General features: G+C 69.7%; 17 protein-coding genes. 14 read left to right on the forward strand and 3 right to left on the reverse strand.

Features of this window, described 5'->3' with window-relative positions; all coding sequences use genetic code 11:
* The first annotated feature begins 115 nt into the window (after window positions 1–115).
* From CQ047_RS15665 to CQ047_RS15675, 3 genes are all read left to right on the forward strand, one after another.
* Window positions 116–1,447, forward strand: coding sequence for a GAF domain-containing protein (locus CQ047_RS15665; RefSeq protein ID WP_105676737.1), 1,332 nt, complete (start codon window positions 116–118; stop codon window positions 1,445–1,447).
* Window positions 1,448–1,595: 148 nt separating this feature from the next.
* Complete coding sequence (locus CQ047_RS15670) at window positions 1,596–3,146, forward strand: aldehyde dehydrogenase family protein (RefSeq protein WP_105676738.1); 1,551 nt, start codon at window positions 1,596–1,598, stop codon at window positions 3,144–3,146.
* 5 nt (window positions 3,147–3,151) lie between these two features.
* The gene (locus tag CQ047_RS15675) at window positions 3,152–3,544 is read left to right on the forward strand and encodes a DUF779 domain-containing protein (RefSeq protein WP_219844635.1); all 393 of its coding nucleotides are present in this window, start codon (window positions 3,152–3,154) and stop codon (window positions 3,542–3,544) included.
* Between the two features lie 206 nt (window positions 3,545–3,750).
* On the opposite strand, the gene CQ047_RS15680 is transcribed toward CQ047_RS15675, so the two are convergent.
* Together CQ047_RS15680 and CQ047_RS15685 are read right to left on the reverse strand one after the other, a co-directional pair.
* Window positions 3,751–4,863 carry a hypothetical protein gene (locus CQ047_RS15680; protein WP_105676741.1) on the reverse strand — a complete coding sequence of 371 codons (1,113 nt, stop codon included), beginning with the start codon at window positions 4,861–4,863 and terminating at the stop codon, window positions 3,751–3,753.
* On the reverse strand, window positions 4,860–5,828 hold the full coding sequence (locus CQ047_RS15685; protein WP_105676742.1) for a hypothetical protein: 969 nt from the start codon (window positions 5,826–5,828) through the stop codon (window positions 4,860–4,862). The genes CQ047_RS15680 and CQ047_RS15685 overlap by 4 nt, the downstream gene beginning before the upstream one ends.
* A 64-nt stretch (window positions 5,829–5,892) precedes the next feature.
* Here CQ047_RS15685 and CQ047_RS15690 point away from each other — a divergent pair, with 64 nt between their 5' ends.
* From CQ047_RS15690 to CQ047_RS15700, 3 genes are read left to right on the forward strand one after another with little or no spacing between them, the layout of a single operon-like run.
* A complete protein-coding gene (locus CQ047_RS15690) occupies window positions 5,893–6,903 on the forward strand; it encodes a hypothetical protein (RefSeq protein WP_105676743.1) in 1,011 nt (336 codons plus the stop codon).
* Between the two features lie 2 nt (window positions 6,904–6,905).
* The gene (locus CQ047_RS15695; RefSeq protein WP_105676745.1) at window positions 6,906–7,475 is read left to right on the forward strand and encodes a GNAT family N-acetyltransferase; all 570 of its coding nucleotides are present in this window, start codon (window positions 6,906–6,908) and stop codon (window positions 7,473–7,475) included.
* A gap of 8 nt (window positions 7,476–7,483) precedes the next feature.
* A complete protein-coding gene (locus CQ047_RS15700; protein WP_223585500.1) occupies window positions 7,484–7,831 on the forward strand; it encodes a hypothetical protein in 348 nt (115 codons plus the stop codon).
* Between the two features lie 122 nt (window positions 7,832–7,953).
* On the opposite strand, the gene CQ047_RS15705 is transcribed toward CQ047_RS15700, so the two are convergent.
* Complete coding sequence (locus tag CQ047_RS15705) at window positions 7,954–8,493, reverse strand: Lrp/AsnC family transcriptional regulator (RefSeq protein ID WP_105676746.1); 540 nt, start codon at window positions 8,491–8,493, stop codon at window positions 7,954–7,956.
* Window positions 8,494–8,689: 196 nt separating this feature from the next.
* On the opposite strand from CQ047_RS15705, the gene CQ047_RS15710 reads away from it, so the two are divergent.
* From CQ047_RS15710 to CQ047_RS15750, 8 genes are all read left to right on the forward strand, one after another.
* Window positions 8,690–10,276 (forward strand): ABC transporter substrate-binding protein, encoded by a 1,587-nt coding sequence (locus CQ047_RS15710; protein ID WP_105676747.1) that lies wholly within the window; start codon window positions 8,690–8,692, stop codon window positions 10,274–10,276.
* Between the two features lie 7 nt (window positions 10,277–10,283).
* Window positions 10,284–11,345, forward strand: a complete 1,062-nt coding sequence (locus CQ047_RS15715) for an ABC transporter permease (protein WP_105676749.1) — start codon at window positions 10,284–10,286, stop codon at window positions 11,343–11,345.
* Window positions 11,342–12,253, forward strand: a complete 912-nt coding sequence (locus CQ047_RS15720) for an ABC transporter permease (protein WP_105676750.1) — start codon at window positions 11,342–11,344, stop codon at window positions 12,251–12,253. Before CQ047_RS15715 ends, CQ047_RS15720 begins: the two co-directional genes overlap by 4 nt.
* On the forward strand, window positions 12,250–13,089 hold the full coding sequence (locus tag CQ047_RS15725; RefSeq protein WP_105676751.1) for an ABC transporter ATP-binding protein: 840 nt from the start codon (window positions 12,250–12,252) through the stop codon (window positions 13,087–13,089). The genes CQ047_RS15720 and CQ047_RS15725 overlap by 4 nt, the downstream gene beginning before the upstream one ends.
* Complete coding sequence (locus CQ047_RS15730; protein ID WP_105676752.1) at window positions 13,082–13,921, forward strand: ABC transporter ATP-binding protein; 840 nt, start codon at window positions 13,082–13,084, stop codon at window positions 13,919–13,921. Before CQ047_RS15725 ends, CQ047_RS15730 begins: the two co-directional genes overlap by 8 nt.
* 313 nt (window positions 13,922–14,234) lie before the next feature.
* Window positions 14,235–15,275 carry an iron-siderophore ABC transporter substrate-binding protein gene (locus CQ047_RS15740; RefSeq protein ID WP_105676755.1) on the forward strand — a complete coding sequence of 347 codons (1,041 nt, stop codon included), beginning with the start codon at window positions 14,235–14,237 and terminating at the stop codon, window positions 15,273–15,275.
* Window positions 15,272–16,306, forward strand: coding sequence for an iron ABC transporter permease (locus tag CQ047_RS15745; protein ID WP_219844633.1), 1,035 nt, complete (start codon window positions 15,272–15,274; stop codon window positions 16,304–16,306). The genes CQ047_RS15740 and CQ047_RS15745 overlap by 4 nt, the downstream gene beginning before the upstream one ends.
* On the forward strand, window positions 16,303–17,316 hold the full coding sequence (locus CQ047_RS15750; RefSeq protein WP_181155970.1) for an iron chelate uptake ABC transporter family permease subunit: 1,014 nt from the start codon (window positions 16,303–16,305) through the stop codon (window positions 17,314–17,316). Before CQ047_RS15745 ends, CQ047_RS15750 begins: the two co-directional genes overlap by 4 nt.
* Window positions 17,317–17,343: the final 27 nt, after the last annotated feature.

Here is a 17,343-nt window from a genome sequence, read left to right on the forward strand (position 1 = left end):
GACGTCGGGCTCGGCGCCGGGGCGACGGGGCACGCGGGAGCGGGGATGCTGTTCCCCCGGAGGCCTCCGGCTCGTACACTGAGAATCGCCCCGTTCACGATGATCGGAGACCGCAGTGGCAGCGTCATGGAACGCGTCACGCGACGCGCTTCCAGAGGCGTCACGTCTTCTGATCGAGCGTGCCCACGAGGAGCTCATCGCGGGCAATCTCGACGACCGCCGGCTGCAGCAGGTGCGCCCGCTGGTGCGTGCGTCGTGGGAGCGGTCGTGGCGCGGCCGCGTCGGCCCCGAGGGGGCTCCGTCTCTGGAGCTCGCGGAGGAGGAGCTGGAGAGGTACCGCCTCTCGCACCCTCTCGCCTCCGCGATGGATCTGATCCGGGCGCTGCTGCTGCCCGGTGAGTCAGAGGACTCCGGCGTCATCATCGCGGTCGGCGATCAGGCCGGCCGTCTGCTCTGGGTCGAGGGCGACCGACGTCTGAGATCCCTCACCGGCGACATGGGCTTCGTCGCCGGCGCCAACTGGGCGGAGGATGCCGTCGGCACCGCGGCGCCCGGCACCGCGCTCGCACTGGGCGAGTCCGTGCAGATCCGCGGCGCGGAGCACTACAACCGCCTGGTGCATCCGTGGTCGTGCACGGCGGCGCCGGTGCGCGACCCGGAGACGCAGCGCGTGCTCGGCGTGATCGACATCACCGGCGGAGACGAGGTGGTCTCGCGTCAGGCGCGTCTGCTCGTCGACGCCACGGCCAGGGCCGTCGAGTCGGAGCTGATGGTGACACGGTTGCGCGAGCGCGCCGAGGCGCCGCGCCCTCCGGCGACGCCGACGAGGACGACCGGCTCCGAGACGGCGAGGGGCGTCCTGCACGTCCTCGGTCGGGACCGCGCACGCCTGGAGACCGAGACCGAGCTCGGCGAGCAGGTCATCGAGCTCAGTGCACGGCACGCGGCGATCATGCTCATGCTCGCAGTCCATCGGCACGGTCTCTCCGCCGAACGGCTGGCCGAGCTCGTCTACGGGGAGGGCGCGTCGCCCGACACGCTGCGGCCCGAGATGGTGCGGCTGCGCAAGGTGCTCGGCGGTGCGGCATCCGGGCTCATCCCCGAATCGCGGCCGTACCGGCTGCCGATGACGTTGGAGACGGATGCTCAGGACGTGCTGTCGCTCCTCGACCGCGGTGCTCACCGCGTCGCCCTCACGGCCTATCGAGGACCGGTGCTGCCGGAGTCGACGTCGCCGGGGGTGGAGGAGTTCCGCGACGCGGTCAGGGCGACTCTGCGCGAGGTGATGGTTTCGGAGGCCAGCCTCGACGTGCTGCTCGCGTACGCGGAGATCCCCGAGGGGCAGAACGACATCGAGGTGCTGCGTCTGGCGTTGGAGATGCTGCCCGCTCGTTCGCCGAAGCGGGCCGGTCTCGTCGCGCGCATCGAGCGGCTCGACGAGGGCTGAGGCCCCGCGCGCGGCTCTCGGGCACGGCCGCGTGGTGCCGGGTGCAACCGCACGCAACGGTGCGCAACCGGACCGCAACCCCGCGCGGCCTACCGTCGGAGCACAGCCGCCGAGCACCGACGCCGCGGCCCCGTCGAAGGAGACCACGATGACCATCGTCGAAGAAGACGTGTCCACCGCCTACGCCGCGCCCGGCCAGCCCGGAGCCGTCGCGAACTATCGTCCCCGCTACGGCCACTACATCGGCGGGGAGTTCGTGGAACCGGCCAAGGGCCAGTACTTCGAGAACGTCAGCCCCGTCAACGGCAAGCCGTTCACGGAGGTCGGGCGCGGCACCGCCGAGGACATCGACCGCGCGGTGGACGTCGCCTGGAGGGCGTTCGCCGGATGGGGGAAGACGAGCCCGACCGAGCGCTCCGTGATCCTGAACCGGATCGCCGACCGCATGGAGCAGCACCTCGAGGAGATCGCGATCGCCGAGACCTGGGAGAACGGCAAGCCCGTGCGTGAGACGCTGGCGGCCGACATCCCCCTCGCGATCGACCACTTCCGCTACTTCGCGGGCGTGCTGCGGGCGCAGGAGGGCGGCATCAGCCAGCTCGACGAGAACACCGTGGCGTACCACTTCCACGAGCCGCTGGGTGTGGTCGGCCAGATCATCCCGTGGAACTTCCCGATCCTCATGGCGGTGTGGAAGCTGGCGCCCGCGCTCGCCGCGGGCAACTGCGTCGTCATCAAGCCGGCCGAGCAGACACCGGCATCCCTCCTGTTCCTGTTCGAGATCATCGGGGACCTGCTGCCCGCGGGCGTCGTGAACATCGTGAACGGATTCGGGATCGAGGCCGGCGCCCCGCTCGCGCAGCACAAGCGCATCCGCAAGGTCGCCTTCACCGGAGAGACCACCACCGGCCGGCTGATCATGCAGTACGCCTCGCAGAACCTCATCCCCGTGACTCTCGAACTCGGAGGAAAGAGCCCGAACGTCTTCTTCGAGGATGTCGCCCGCTCCACCTCCGATCCCTTCTACGACAAGGCGCTCGAGGGCTTCACGATGTTCGCGCTGAACCAGGGCGAGGTCTGCACCTGCCCGTCGCGCGCCCTCATCCAGCGATCGATCTACGACGGCTTCCTCGCCGACGGCCTCGAGCGGGTCGGCAAGGTCGTGCAGGGCAACCCGCTCGACCCCGCCACGATGATCGGCGCGCAGGCCTCGAACGACCAGCTGGAGAAGATCCTCAGCTACATCGACATCGGGAAGCAGGGCGGGGCTCGGCTGCTCGCGGGCGGTGAGCGGGTCGACCTCGGCGGCGACCTCAGCGGAGGCTTCTACGTCGCGCCGACCGTGTTCGAGGGCACGAACGACATGCGCATCTTCCAGGAGGAGATCTTCGGGCCCGTCCTGTCGGTGACCTCCTTCGACGATTTCGCCGACGCGATCTCGATCGCCAACGACACCCTCTACGGTCTCGGAGCCGGAGTCTGGAGCCGCAGCGGAGACACCGCCTACCGTGCGGGGCGGGCGATCGAGGCCGGCCGCGTCTGGACGAACACGTATCACCAGTACCCGGCGCACGCCGCGTTCGGCGGCTACAAGCAGTCGGGCGTCGGCCGCGAGAACCACAAGATGATGCTCGACCACTACCAGCAGACCAAGAACCTCCTGGTCTCGTACGCGGAAGGCCCGATGGGATTCTTCTGATGACCATGGTCCAGCGGGTCGACGTGACGGATGCCGCGGCATCCCTCGTCCGCGACCTCACCGTGCAGCACGGACCGCTGATGTTCCATCAGTCGGGCGGATGCTGCGACGGCTCTGCACCCATGTGCTACCCGGTGGGGATGTTCATCACGGGGCCGGGGGACGTGCTGCTCGGCGCCCTCGACGTGGGGCTGGATGCTCTGGTCGAGGTGTTCATGTCGGCGTCGCAGTTCGAGTACTGGAAGTACACGCACCTGACGATCGACGTCGTGCCGGGCCGCGGCGCAGGGTTCAGCGTCGAGGGGCCGACGGGGATGCGGTTCCTCATCCGTTCGCGCATGCTCGACGCGGCGGAGCTGGAGCACTTCGGCCTCGGCGCGGCGGCAGAAGCCGGGTGACGGCCGGTGGAGAACCGCGACCGGTTGCAACGTCGAACGGTATACCGTTAATGCATTCACGTGCAGTACGTCAGTCCCCAGCTGATCGCACGTGCGGACGGTCATGCCGTCCTGCGGAGGGAGAGTCGATCTTCTTCTGATCCCGAGGGGGGATGGGGTGGGCGGCTGGTCCCCAAACAGCACCCACCCCCACACCCGATGTCCGCTCAGCCGAGCGTTCGCATCCAGATCCAGGCGATGCCGATCACCACGGCGACCACGATCGGAACCCACGAGAACCGTCGCTTCAGCCGACGCCCCTCGTGCGCGACGCCCGGCGGCGGCGTGAGCATCCCGACCGGGGGAGCGAAGGGCAGCGCGACCGGAGTCGCAGCCTGCACCGCGCCGACGTTCTCCGCCAGCAGGCGCTCGTCCCGCCAGCGCGCCCACTGATCGAGCTTCGTGATCAGTGCGCCGACCGCGCCGAACAGCCACGCCCAGGTGGCGGGGTCGAGGGTCGACGCCTTGCGCTGCGTGTACAGGAACATCCAGTCGTCGACGATCTCCACGTCGAGCTGGGCCGCGTTGTCGATGAAGCGCGCCATGATGTCGGGCGTGAACAGGTACAGCGCGTCGCGCTCGTAGCCCTCGGGGCAGTACAGCGTGAAGTAGTCATCGAAGTCACCCTCGAGCGACAGCCGCTGCCTGCGCTCGAACACCGCGGGCAGGTTCGTGCCGAAGGCGTTGTTGCCCTTCGCGTCGAGCACGATGTTGGGCAGCGGCACGTCGAGCTTCACCGCGACGTAGCCCCAGTGGTACGTGGTCGAGTTCTTCCCCGATTGCACGGTGTACTGGTAGTTCCCGAACTCGACGAAGCGGGGAACGGAGCCTCGGACCAGATCGGTGGACATCCGCGACCGGCCGAGGCTGAAGATCATCCCCGGCAACGGAGGGTCGGCCACCCTCTCCTGGTAGCTCATGCCGTTCGCCTGCGCGAAGCGGTGCAGCCGGTAGGCGGAGACGCGCCGGTTGCGCCATCCGGACCACGCCACGACCGCGATCAGGATGCCGCCGCCTCCGAAGAGCACGAGCGGGAGCGCGGCGAGCAGAGATCCGTCTCCTCCCGAGAAGGCGAGGCCCGCGAAGGCCACACCGATCATCGGGATCATGATGATGCCGGCCACCACGGCGATGACGATGCCGATGATCGCCGAGGTCGAGCCGCCGCCTGTCGTGCGGCGGGCGCGCAGCTCGGCGGCGAAGGCCCGCACCGCCTGAGGATCGACCGGCTCCCACAGGGGGCGCGCATCGAAACCCGGCTGCGGTGCGGGCGTCGTCACCGGTTCTCCTCGTCGGCGTCCTCGTGCAGGAGGGAGCCCTCGGGGATGGGGAACGCCTCGATCCGCTCGTCGGTGCAGATCGCCGCGATCAGCTCGACGGAGCCCGCGATCACGGTCGAGTCATAGTCGATCTCCGAGACCAGAACCCAGGCGCGATCATCGGGCCACAGGATCTGCGGACTGATCGCGTTCGGAGGGAAGCCGTGCTCCTCGGCGGGCAGATCCCGCCATGGCGCGTGCAGCATCCAGTCCTGCTCCGCGAACTCGCGGGCGGATGCCGAGAACTGCACGTACGCGCGCTCGGGAAGCTCGAGCCGCGGCGCCTCGGAGATCTCCCGCGACAGGATGCCCTCCTGCCAGGTGGGCTTGCGGAACACGTTGTTGAACGGGTCGTGGGTGCTGCGATCGAGCATCGCCCGATGGTTCGGATCCTCGTCGACCGTGAAGAACAGACGGGACGGACTGTGGCCGAGGAAGCCGAGGAGACCCCCGCGTCCCTCCCAGAGCGCGGCGACACCGGCATCCGGTGTCGAGGTGTGCTCGGCGAGGTGACCGGCGACGGACGAGAGGAGCTCGGAGCTCAGCTGCCCGAGCGCCGGCCCCGAGAACTCGCGTCCGTCGGGGGCGATCCTGACGTTCCCGTCCTCACCAGGAGGCGTGCGCACGAGGTGCAGCCACTGCGCGAGCGGATGCAGGATGGTGCCGAACGCGTCGGCGGCGTCGCGCCATGTGGCGAGTTCGGTGATGAGCAGCTCCGACAGGCGCAGCCGCTCGCGATCCGGCATCCGCGTCCACTCCTCGGGCGTCGGCACCGCGCGGCCGGGCAGCGACTGCACGATCGTCGGGTGCAGCACGCGGGCGTAGGCGGGGTAGCCGCGCGGGACGACTCCGTGCATGCTGTCGAACGAGGCGTCGAGGCGGTCTCTCAACCAGGCTCCCGCGGTCGGATCGGCAATCCACTCCATGCGTCCACGGTACCCGTCGTCGTCGTGCCCGCATCGGGCGACGCCGGTGCGGCAGACTGGGCGCATGAGTCAGGTCTCCGTCGCGCCCGCAGAGCGCGTCTTCCGCCGGCATCCGCTCCGCACCGCCGGGGGATCGCTGCTCCTCACCGTCGTGTTCGCGGCCGCCGTGCTCTTCCTCCTGCCGAAGTTCCTGCCGCCGAACATGACGATCTCGACGCGCGGCACGATCGTGCTCGTCGTCGTGATCGCGATCACACTGGCCGTGTGGATCGGCGCGTTCTGGTTCCGCAACATCCGGGTGATCGTGCGGGCGGACTCCGTGGAGATCGGACGTCCTGGCAGCACCGAGACCTACAGCCGTGCGACGACGGCCTTCCGCTCGAAGATCACCGAGCACCGCACGAACGGCTTCCGCACCGGCACCACCAGGGCCCTGATCGCCTGGACGGGCGGGCGCGAGACGGTGATCGAGCTGCCCGGCTTCACCCGGACCACCTTCAACGAGCTCATGGCGCAGCTCACGCCGATCAGCGCACCGCCCGCGGTCGACCCCGTCGAGGCGGCGCGCGCCAGGGCGAAGCTGCCGACGACGTTCACGGTCGACGCCTCGAAGGAGCGCAGCCTCGGCCGCGGCTTCCTCATCGCCGCGATCGTGTTCGCCGCGGCGACCATCGGGACGGTGCTGATGGCGTTCACGCCCGGCTTCCTGGAGGGTGAGCTGTCGGCGCTCATCCTGATCGCGCCGATGGCGGGTGTCGCCGCCATCGGATTCGGCATCGGCGCCGCACAGCGGTACCGCGTCGCCAGGACGACCCCGACCCAGATCTCCCTCAGCCACCACGGCATCCGGATCGGCGAGGTCGACCACCCGTACGCGCAGCTGACGCGCGTCTGGCTGACGCCGCCCGCGTACCCGATCAGGAGGATCAGGATCGAGCGCGCGGCCGGCCGCACCATCACCCACGTGCTCGGGTCCACGCGGATCACGATGACCCCCGACTATGCAGCGTTCCTGGAGGCGGTGCGCGCTGAGACCGCGCCGTGGCCTGGGCTGCTCTCGCTGGATCTGGAGTGACGATGCTCGCACCGGAGTACCCGATCCGCACCGAGCGGCTGCTGCTGCGTCCGCTCCGTCCCTCCGACGCCGAGCAGATGGTCGTCTACAAGTCGGATGCCGACGCGGTGCGCTACGTGCCGTACGACCCGCTCACCCTCGCCGAGGTCGAGGAGCGGCTCGCGACGCGGTGGGCGACGAGCCGGTTCGAGAAGGTGGGCGACGCGATCTGCCTCGGCGTGGAGGAGCAGGAGACCGGACGCCTGGTGGGCGACATCGTGCTGTTCTGGCGCAACGAGGAGGACCGCGAGGGAGAGGTCGGCTACATCCTCGATCCGGCCTTCTCGGGGCGCGGCTATGCGACGGAGGCGGTGTCCGCCCTGCTCGATCTCGGCTTCGACGGACTCGGTCTGCACCGCATCGCTGCACGCATGGACGAGCGCAACACCGCGTCGGCCAGGGTCGCTGAACGACTGGGTCTCCGCAGGGAGGCGAGGTTCGTCGAGGGCTCCTGGTTCAAGGGCGAATGGATGACCCTGCTCGTCTACGGCATCCTCGACCGCGAATGGCGCACCCGCTCCGATCGTCCATAATCAGGAGCATGAGCATTCCCTCCCTCGACGGCCGGCGCTTCCGGATGATCTCCTCCACGACCTCTGCCGTGGACCCCGAGGCTCCGAGCGAGTTCGTGTACTGGGAGCGCGACGGCGCGATCTGGGGCGACTACTCCGGCGACACCGTGACCTTCGGACGCTTCGTCGGGACCCGCACGGGCGACACGATCTGGGTGTCGTTCGTGCACGTCCTCGTCGCCGACGGCACGGTCGTGACCGGAGACGGCGAGAGCGACCTCGAGCTCACCGACGACGGACTCATCCGCCTGGTGGAGCACTACGAGATGCACGGGGCCCCGCAGCTCAGCGTGTGCGAGGAGATCGCCGCCGCCTGAGCGGCGCCCGCCCACTGCGCGGGCATCGCGCGCTCGCTTCCGCCGAGGGGTCGTGAAGTGCGGGGTGCGGGGGTGCGGATGCCGCAGCTGTCGACCCCTCGCGCCCCCGCACGCGCGGAGCGTCAGCGCGGGGGGAGCGTGTCGCGGCCGGGGGATGCGGGAGTCCAGCGGGTCATGCCCAGGGGCACCTCGACGCTGCGTTCGGGCAGGTCGGACGGCAGCAGGTACGAGCGGCGGATCACCTCGTCGAGCACGACGACGCTGACGACCGTGCGGACCTCGGGGAGCTGCGCGATGACCCCGGTGGAGAACTCGTGCACGCCGCTGACGTCGACGGCGCGGATCAGCAGCATCGCATCGTGCTCGCCGGTCGTGATGGCGCACCACTCGACGTCGGGCATCTCCATGATCCGCTCCCGGAACGACGCCCACGCCTGGGGCATCACGGTCACGAACACGAGGGCGCCGATCGAGAGTCCGGCCTTCGCGGGGTCGACCCGTGCGCTGAACCCCGTGATGACGCCGTCGTGCACGAGCGACTCGACCCGGGTGTACGCGTTCGCCCTCGAGATGCCGACCTTTTCGGCGAGGGCGGCGATCGAGACGCGCCCGTTCTCGCGGAGCACGTCGAGAATTCTGTACGCGATGTCGTCGAGTGGCATGGCACTTCGTCCAGATTGCTTCAGGACTTCTGCGTCACTGCTGGACATATTGCACCTCTCGGCTAGGGCTGGCATCAGATTGAGCCAGCGTTACGCATTCTTGATAGACAGATCGTCGCACATCATGGGAATCTGAACACGGTCGTCCATATCGGGCGTCCTACCCGAAATGTACTCCTCGCCCTTGGAGGTCACCATGGTGTCGCGTCGCAGCACCTCACTCATCGCTCTGGGAGCCGTCGCGCTCCTCGCCCTCGCCGGATGCTCCGGCGGCAACTCCGCCAACGGCGGCGGCAACTCCGCCGGTGGCGACTCGCTCGTCATCGACACCGCCTTCTCGATCGAGACGGGCGACCCCGGTCACACCTACGACCCCACCGGCAACATGATCGCGAAGGCGCTCTACGAGACGCTGGTCGACTTCAAGGGATCCGACGTCTCGACGCCGATCCCCGGTCTCGCGTCGTGGGAGCAGAACGACACCGCCACCGAGTTCACGTTCACGCTCGAGGGCGACCGCGTCTTCTCCGACGGCACGCCGATCGAGGCCAAGGACGTCGTGTTCTCGCTGCAGCGCATCCAGGGCATGGCCGACGCCAAGCCCAACTTCCTGCTCGGCGGGCTCACCATCGCGGAGGTCGACGACAAGACCGTCACGATCACCTCCGAGACCCCGCTGCTCCAGCTCCCCGCGATCCTCGCGAACCCGGCCCTGGGCATCGTGAACTCCGACGTGGTCATCGAGAACGGCGGCTCGACCGACGGCTCCGACAGCGCGCAGAAGTTCCTCGACGGCGCATCGGCGGGCTCCGGTCCCTTCGTCCTCGATACCCTCGACCTCTCCTCGCAGGTCGTGCTGAAGAAGAACGACAAGTACAACGGCGACGAGAAGGCCGGCTACGACCGCGTCGTCGTGCGCAACGTCTCCGAGAGCGCGACGCAGCTCGCGAACCTCAAGGGCGGCGACTCGATGGTCGCGATGGACCTCAACGGCGACCAGGTCGCCGGTCTCGGCGACAGCCTGAAGGTCGAGTCGGTCCCGTCGGGTCAGACGATCTTCCTGCTGCTGAACCAGTCGCAGGCCGTCGCGGGCGACCTCGCGAACGTCAAGATCGCCGAGGCGATCCGCTACTCCCTCGATTACGACGCTCTGCTGGAGCTCGCCGGCGCCGGAGCGGTGCAGGCCACCGGTGTCATCCCGCCCGGATTCGAGGGCGCGCTCAAGACGGGTGTGAAGCCCGACAAGGCGAAGGCCGACGCCGCGCTCGCCGCCGCCGGCTACACGGGCCAGACGCTCAAGCTGCAGTTCCCGAACGACTACCCGGTCGGCGGTGTGGAGTTCACCCCGCTCGCAGAGCGCATCCAGTCGCAGCTGGCGGATGCCGGCATCACCGTGGAGCTCGCCCCGCAGCCCTTCGCGACCGAGCTCGACGCGTACGTCAACGGCACCGAGGGCTTCGGCCTGTGGTTCTGGGGCCCCGACTACGCGGACTCCGCGAACTTCCTCCCCTTCGCCCCCGGTCTGAAGGTCGGCCTGCGTGCCGGCTGGGCGGCCGACGCGAACCCGGAGATCGCGGGCATCGCCGCCGGTGCGGCCAGCGCCACGGATGCCGACACCCGTTCCGCCGCGTTCACCTCGTTCGCCGAGGCGATGCAGGAGGAGGGCCCGTTCGTGCCGCTGATCGTCCCCGGTCGCAACATCGCCACGGCGGATGCCGTCACCGGCGCCGTGTACAACTCCGTGTGGGAGATGGACATCGCCGAGATCACTCCCGCGGGCTGAGGCGCTCATGACGACAGTGGCGGTGCAGAGACAGGCGCAGCGGCGCAGGTCTCCGCTGATCGGCTACCTGCTGCGCCGGATCGGGACCTCCCTGCTCCTGCTGGTGGGAGTCACGATCGTGACCTTCGCGCTCACGAACCTGGTGCCGGGCGACCCCGTGTCGGCCGCGCTGGGTGAGGGCGCGTCGCAGAACCCGGCGACGCGAGAGGCGTTCATCCAGGCGCACGGGCTCGATCAGCCGCTGATCGTGCAGTACTTCATCTACATGGGGAATCTCCTCCGCGGAGACCTCGGCACGTCGCTGGTGACCGGACGCCCGGTCACCAGCGACCTCGCCACCGCGGTGCCCGCGACCATCGAGATCGCGATCGGCGCCATCATCCTCAGCCTCGCGGTGAGCATCGTGCTCGGCACGCTCGCCGCGTACCGCCGGGGGCTCGTCACCGACCAGGTGATCCGCGTGGTCACCCTGGTGGGGCTGAGCGTTCCGACGTTCTGGCTCGCGCTGGTCAGCTTCTACGTGTTCTTCCTGCAGCTGCACATCGCTCCCGGCTCCGGGCGCATCTCGCCGTCGATCCTGCCGCCGCCGAAGATCACCGGCATGTACACGATCGACTTCCTGCTGAACGGCGACGGCGTCGGCTACTTCGACGCGCTGGCGCATCTGGCGCTTCCGATCCTCGTGCTCTCGCTCGTGACGATCGGACTGCTCACCCGGTTCATCCGCACCTCGGTGCTGGAGGTGCTGGGCAGCGACTACGTGCGCGCGGCGAGAGCCAAGGGTCTGCCCGCGATGCGCGTGATCCTCGACTACGTGCTGCGCGGAGCATCCCTCCCCATCCTCACGGTCGTCGGCGTCGCGTTCGGCTCGCTGCTGTCGGGCACCGTGCTCGTCGAGTCGGTGTTCGCATGGCCGGGCCTCGGCACCTACGCCTACAACTCGGCCGCCAACCTCGACCTCCCCGGCATCATGGGCGTCGGTCTGGTCGTCGGCCTCATCTACCTCCTCATCAACTTCGTCGTCGACCTGCTCTACGGCGTCCTGGACCCGAGAGTGAGGATCGCATGAGCCGCATCGAAGAGGCCGGCGGGCGGTGGCGGTTCCGGTTCCGCTGGCCGCGCGCCTGGCGCACGCCGCTCGGCGTGATCGGCACGGTCATCGCACTGGCCTGGGTGATCATCGCCTTCACGGCGCAGTGGTGGGTGCCGTTCGACCCGAACGCGCAGAAGCTCCCCCGACTGCAGCCGCCGGGCATCGACACGCTCCTCGGCACCGACGGCAACGGCCGTGACATCTTCTCCCGTCTGATGACGGGCGCGACCGTGAGCCTTCCGCTCGCGCTCATGCTCGTGATCGCGGCCATGATCATCGGCACCGTGATCGGCGCCGTCGCCGGCTACTTCGGCGGCTGGGTCGACGAGACGCTGATGCGCATCACCGACCTGTTCATGGCGTTCCCGACGGTGATCCTCGCGATGGTGGTCGCCGCATCCCTCGGCCCGTCCCTGTTCAACGCGGTGATAGCGGCGATCGTGGTGTCGTGGCCGCAGTACTCGCGCGTCACCCGCAGCATCGTGCTGGGTCTCCGCGGGCAGAACTACGTGATCGCCGGGCGCCTGCTCGGCCACTCGCCGCTGCGCACCCTGTTCGTCGACATCCTGCCGAACATCGCGGGCCCCATGCTCGTGCTCGCGACGCTCGACATCGGCGCGGCGATCCTGCTGCTCTCCGGGCTCTCCTTCCTCGGTCTCGGCGCTCAGCCGCCGACCCCGGAGTGGGGGTCGATGATCTCCGCGGCGATGCAGAACTTCGACGCGTGGTGGCTCGGGGTGTTCCCTGGTCTCGCGATCCTCACGGTGGTGCTGGCGTTCAACTTCCTCGGCGACGCGATGCGCGACGTGCTCGACCCGACCGCCGAGATGGCGCACGAGAAGCAGGCCGAGCACAAGGCCGACGCGAAGGTGGTGACGGCATGACCGCGCTCAGCATCCGCGACCTCACGATCGACATCGGCCGTCCGCTGGTGCGCGGCATCTCCCTCGACCTCGAGGCGGGGCGCATCCAGGGTCTGGCCGGAGAGTCCGGTTCGGGCAAGACGCTGACCTCGCTGGCCGTGCTCGGACTCCTCCCGCGGCAGGCGCGCACGGGCGGCTCGATCACTCTCTCGGGCACCGAGCTCATCGGCATGCGACGGCGCCAGCTCAACCGGGTCCGCGGCAAGAGGGTCGCGATGGTGTTCCAGGACCCTTCGGCCTCCCTGCATCCGCAGCTGCCGGTGGGTCGCCAGCTCACCGACCACATGCGCGTGCACCTGAACCTCAAGAAGGATGCCGCGAAGGCGAGGGCGATCGAGCTGCTCGAGATCGTGCAGGTGCCGAACCCGGCCGAGGCGCTGAAGCGCTACCCGCATCAGTTCTCCGGCGGACAGCGTCAGCGCATCGCGATCGCCTGCGCGCTCGCGTGCGACCCCGAGGTGCTGTTGGCCGACGAGCCGACGACCGCACTCGACGTCACGGTGCAGGCCGGCATCCTGAGGCTGCTGCGTGACCTCGCGATCGAGCGCAACCTGGCCGTGCTCCTCGTCACGCACGACCTCGGCGTGATGAGCGCCATCGCCGACGACGTCGCGGTCATGAAGAACGGCGAGATCGTGGAGCGGGCCGACCGCGAGACGCTCTTCCTCTCGCCGCAGCACGAGTACACCCGCACGCTGCTCGCCGCGCTGCCCGGTTCGAAGATCGCCGAGGCGGATGCCGAGCACCAGGAGGTCGCGGTGGAGACACCGCGCGAGGAGGAGGCGACGGATGAGTGAGGTTGCTGTCCTCGATGCCCGCGATGTGGTGGTGCGGTACCCCGGCACCCCGCCGGTGATCGCCGTCAACGGCGTCTCGCTGAGCGTCGCCCCCGGCGAGACCGTCGCGCTGGTCGGCGAGTCCGGCAGCGGAAAGTCGAGCCTGGCCCGAGCCGCCGTGGGCATCGAGAAGCTCGCCGCGGGGACCGTGCGGTTCCGTGACGCTCCGGTGACCCCGCTCGGGATTCGCCGCCGATCGACCGCGCTCACCGGCATCCAGATGGTGTTCCAGGATCCGTCCACATCGCTGAACCCGCGGCGCCGCATCGGCGATCAGATCGCCGACGGCATCGCGACCGCCAAGGCGCGGGGAGCCGAGGGGTCGAGGGTCGAGGAGTGGCTGGAGAAGGTCGGCCTCCCCACCACGGTCACCTCGCGCTTCCCGCATCAGTTCTCCGGTGGCCAGAAGCAGCGCATCGCCATCGCGCGGGCGCTCGCCGCGCGGCCGTCGCTGCTCGTGGCCGATGAGCCGATCTCGGCGCTGGACGCCTCGACGCAGACCAGCGTCGCCGGTCTCATGCGCGACCTCGTCGCCGAGGCGGGGGCCGGGATGCTGTTCATCTCGCACGACCTCGCCGTGGTGCGCCGCATCGCCGACCGGACGTTCGTGCTCTACTCGGGTCGCGTGATGGAGTCGGGCCCCACGGACCGCGTGTGGTCGGACCCGCAGCATCCGTACACCCAGGCGCTGCTCGCCGCGATCCCGGAGCCGGACGGTGCAGGGCGCATTCCTGAGGCCCCCTCGACCGACGACCGCATCCTGTGGTCCGAGGTGCCGCCGGTCCTGGGCTGAGCGCCCGGAGTCGATCGACGAAGGCCCCTGCGGATGCATCCGCAGGGGCCTTTGCGCGTTCGGGCGGAGCCCACGCGCAGCTCGCAGCCTCGGCGGCGTGCGCGTCTCGGCGGCGTGCGTATCTCGGGCGTGCGCCTCTCGGGCGTGCGCCTCTTCGGGAGGAGTTCGCAGGCTCGGGCGGAGGATCTCGTCGAGATCATCCTCCCGAGCGCGCGATGTCCTCCCGAGCGTGCGACGGATGTCGTCATCGAACTCGACTCGCCCGCGGGGACCTAGGTAAGATAAGGCAACCCTAACTCGATGAAGGACTCTCATGCCCTCCACTCGCACCCGGGCGATCACCGCCCTCCTCGCCGCCGCCCTGGCTGCTGCCGCCCTCACAGCCTGCGCCCCGGCATCCGAATCCGGGGGAGCGGCGCCCGTGGGCGACCCCGACGCCTTCCCCGTCACGGTGGAGCACGCCTACGGCGAGACGACCGTGCCCGCGCAGCCGACGCGCATCGTCTCGGTCGGCATGACCGAGCAGGACACTCTGTGGGCGCTCGGTCTCGAGCCCGTCGGCGTGACCGAATGGTACGGCGGTCACGACTTCGCGTCCTGGCCGTGGGCCGACGGCGCCAGGGGAGACTCCGAGCCCGAGGTGCTCACGACCAGCGACGGGCTCGACTTCGAGGCGATCGCCCTGCTCGACCCTGACCTCATCATCGGAACGAACGCCGGCCTCACGAAAGAGGACTACGAGCGACTGAGTGAGATCGCGCCCACCGTCGCCCACTCCGCCGACTACCCCATGTACTTCGAGCCGTGGGACGTGCAGACCCTGCAGATCGGCGAGGCCACCGGTCTGCTCGACGAGGCGCAGAAGCTCGTCGACGACATCGACCAGCAGTTCGCCGACGCGGCCGAGGCGCACCCGGAGTTCGCCGGCACGCCCGTCGTCTTCCTGCAGAACGCGATCTACGACGGAAGCGCCATCGCCTACCAGGACGGACTGAGCACCGACTTCCTCACCGGCCTCGGACTCGTCGTGCCGAGCGAGATCGACGCCTACGCCCCTGAGGACGAATCGGGCGGTCAGGCCTACATCCCCGTCGAGAACCTCGACGTGCTGAACGCCGCCGAGGTGCTCATCTGGGGCACCGAGTCCGAAGAAGACGTCTCGGCGCTGGAAGACACGGCCTTCGTGTCTGCGCTCACTCCGCAGAAGTCCGGCAAGGTCGTCTACACCGACGGGGTGACGGCCGGCGCCATCTACTTCTCGTCTCCGCTCAGCCTGCCGTACGTGCTCAAGACGCTCGTCCCCGCTCTGACGACGGCCGTCAGCGGTGGAGGCCCTGCGCGCACCGCGGAGTGACGAGCGCGACGCGGACGACGCGCGCCCCGACGGTCATCTCCGGCCGCCGGGTCGCGCTCGTCTTCGTGCTCGCGGCCGCCGGACTCCTGCTGGCCGGGGTCATCGGCCTCACCGTCGGCACGCGGCTGATCGGCCTCGGCACGGTCGTCGACGCGGTCCTGCGATTCGACGGGGATGCTCTGCAGCTCGTCGTCCGCGAGTCGCGGATCCCGCGGACGGTCATCGGCATCGTGGTCGGGCTCGCGCTCGGCGCCGCGGGAGCCGTCATGCAGGGGCTCACCCGCAACGCGCTCGCGGACCCCGGCATCCTCGGCGTGAACGCCGGCGCCTCGGTGGCCGTCGCGATCGCCGTGGCCGCGCTGGGACTGTCGTCGTTCCCCGTGCTGATGGCGTTCGCCCTCCTCGGTGCGCTCATCGCCACCGCGATCGTGGTGCTGCTCTCCGCCGCGGCCGGTGACGGCAGCCCGGTGACGCTCGTGCTCGCGGGCGTCGCCCTCGCCGCGGTGCTCGGCGGCGCGACGACCGCCCTCGTGCTCCTCAACCCGACGGCCTTCCTGCACATGCGCAGCTGGGAGTCCGGGGCCCTCGCCGGGCGCGACCTGTCGATCCTCGCGGTCGCCGGCCCGTTGATCGCCGTGGGTCTGGTGCTGGCGCTGCTCCTCACCAGAAGCCTCGACGTGCTCGCCCTCGGCGATGACACGGCGGCTTCGCTCGGCGTGCCGATGCGACTCGTGCGCGCGGGTGCGGTCGTCGTCGTCACGCTCCTCGCCGGCACCGCCACGGCTGTCGCCGGACCGATCGCGTTCCTCGGACTCGCGGTGCCGCACATCGCCCGCGGGCTGGTCGGCGCCTCGCAGAAGGCGATCGTGCCGCTCTCGGCGCTGCTCGGCGCGATCGTCATCGTGCTGGGCGACGTCGTCGGACGCCTCGTCATCGCACCGCAGGAGGTGCCGGTGGGCATCGTCATGGCCTTCGTCGCGGCACCGTTCATGGTGTGGATCGGCCGTCGCAGAAGCCTGACGCAGCTGTGAGCGTCGTGCATCGGGGGCGTCGGCGGCTGAGCGGGCACGCACGTCTGGGCATGTCCGCCCTCGTCGCGGTGGTCGTCGTCGCGTTCCTCGCGAGCCTGTGCATCGGCGACACCGCGATCGATCCCCTGCGTGTGCTGCAGTCTCTCTTCAGCGCCGACGGCGGCGTGCGCATGGTCGTCGTCGGATGGCGGATGCCGAGGGCTCTCGCCGCGATCGTGTTCGGCGCCGCCCTGGCGCTGGCCGGGGCGGTCTTCCAGGTGATCACGCGCAATCCGCTCGGCAGTCCCGACGTGATCGGCCTCACCACCGGCGCGTACACCGGCGCCCTCGTCGTGATGACGGGAGGGCTGGCCGGCTCGGGAGCGCTGGTGACGCTCGGCGCCGTCATCGGCGGATTCGCCACCGCCGCCCTGGTCGGGGTGCTCGTCGCGGGAAGGGGAGCGCTCGGGTATCGCATCGTCATCGTGGGCATCGGCGTCGGCGCCGTCCTCGCCGCCGTGAACGCGTGGATGCTGCTGAGAGCCCGTCTCGAGGTGGCGATCTCCGCCGCGATCTGGGGCGCCGGGTCGCTCGGCGGCGTCACCTGGCAGCAGATCCGACTGCCCTTCGCTGTCATCGCCGTGCTGCTCGTCGCGCTCGCCTGCGCTCGCCGCGGGCTCTGGCTCGTGCAGCTCGGGGACGACATCGGCACCGGTCTCGGCGGCCGCATGGGGTGGAGCAAGATCGGCCTCGTGGCGATCGCCGTCGGCCTCACCGGGGTGGTCACGGCGATCGCCGGCCCCATCTCGTTCGTGGCGCTCGCGGCGCCGCACCTCGCGAAGTCCATCGTGAAGTCCGGGACGGCGCACCTCGTGGCGACGGCCCTGATGGGCGCTGCGCTGCTGTGCGTCTCCGACCTCATCGGACAGAACGTCGTCCCGAAGCATGCGCTCCCCGTGGGCGTGGTCACCCTCGTGCTCGGCGGCGTGTACCTCATCTGGCTCGTGGTGCGCGGCAGCAGAAGAAGATAGTTGCGCCGCGGAGTGCCGTGAAGCGCA

The organism is Microbacterium sp. MYb72 (assembly GCF_002979415.1).
In the GTDB taxonomy this organism is placed as follows: Bacteria; Actinomycetota; Actinomycetes; order Actinomycetales; family Microbacteriaceae; genus Microbacterium; species Microbacterium natoriense.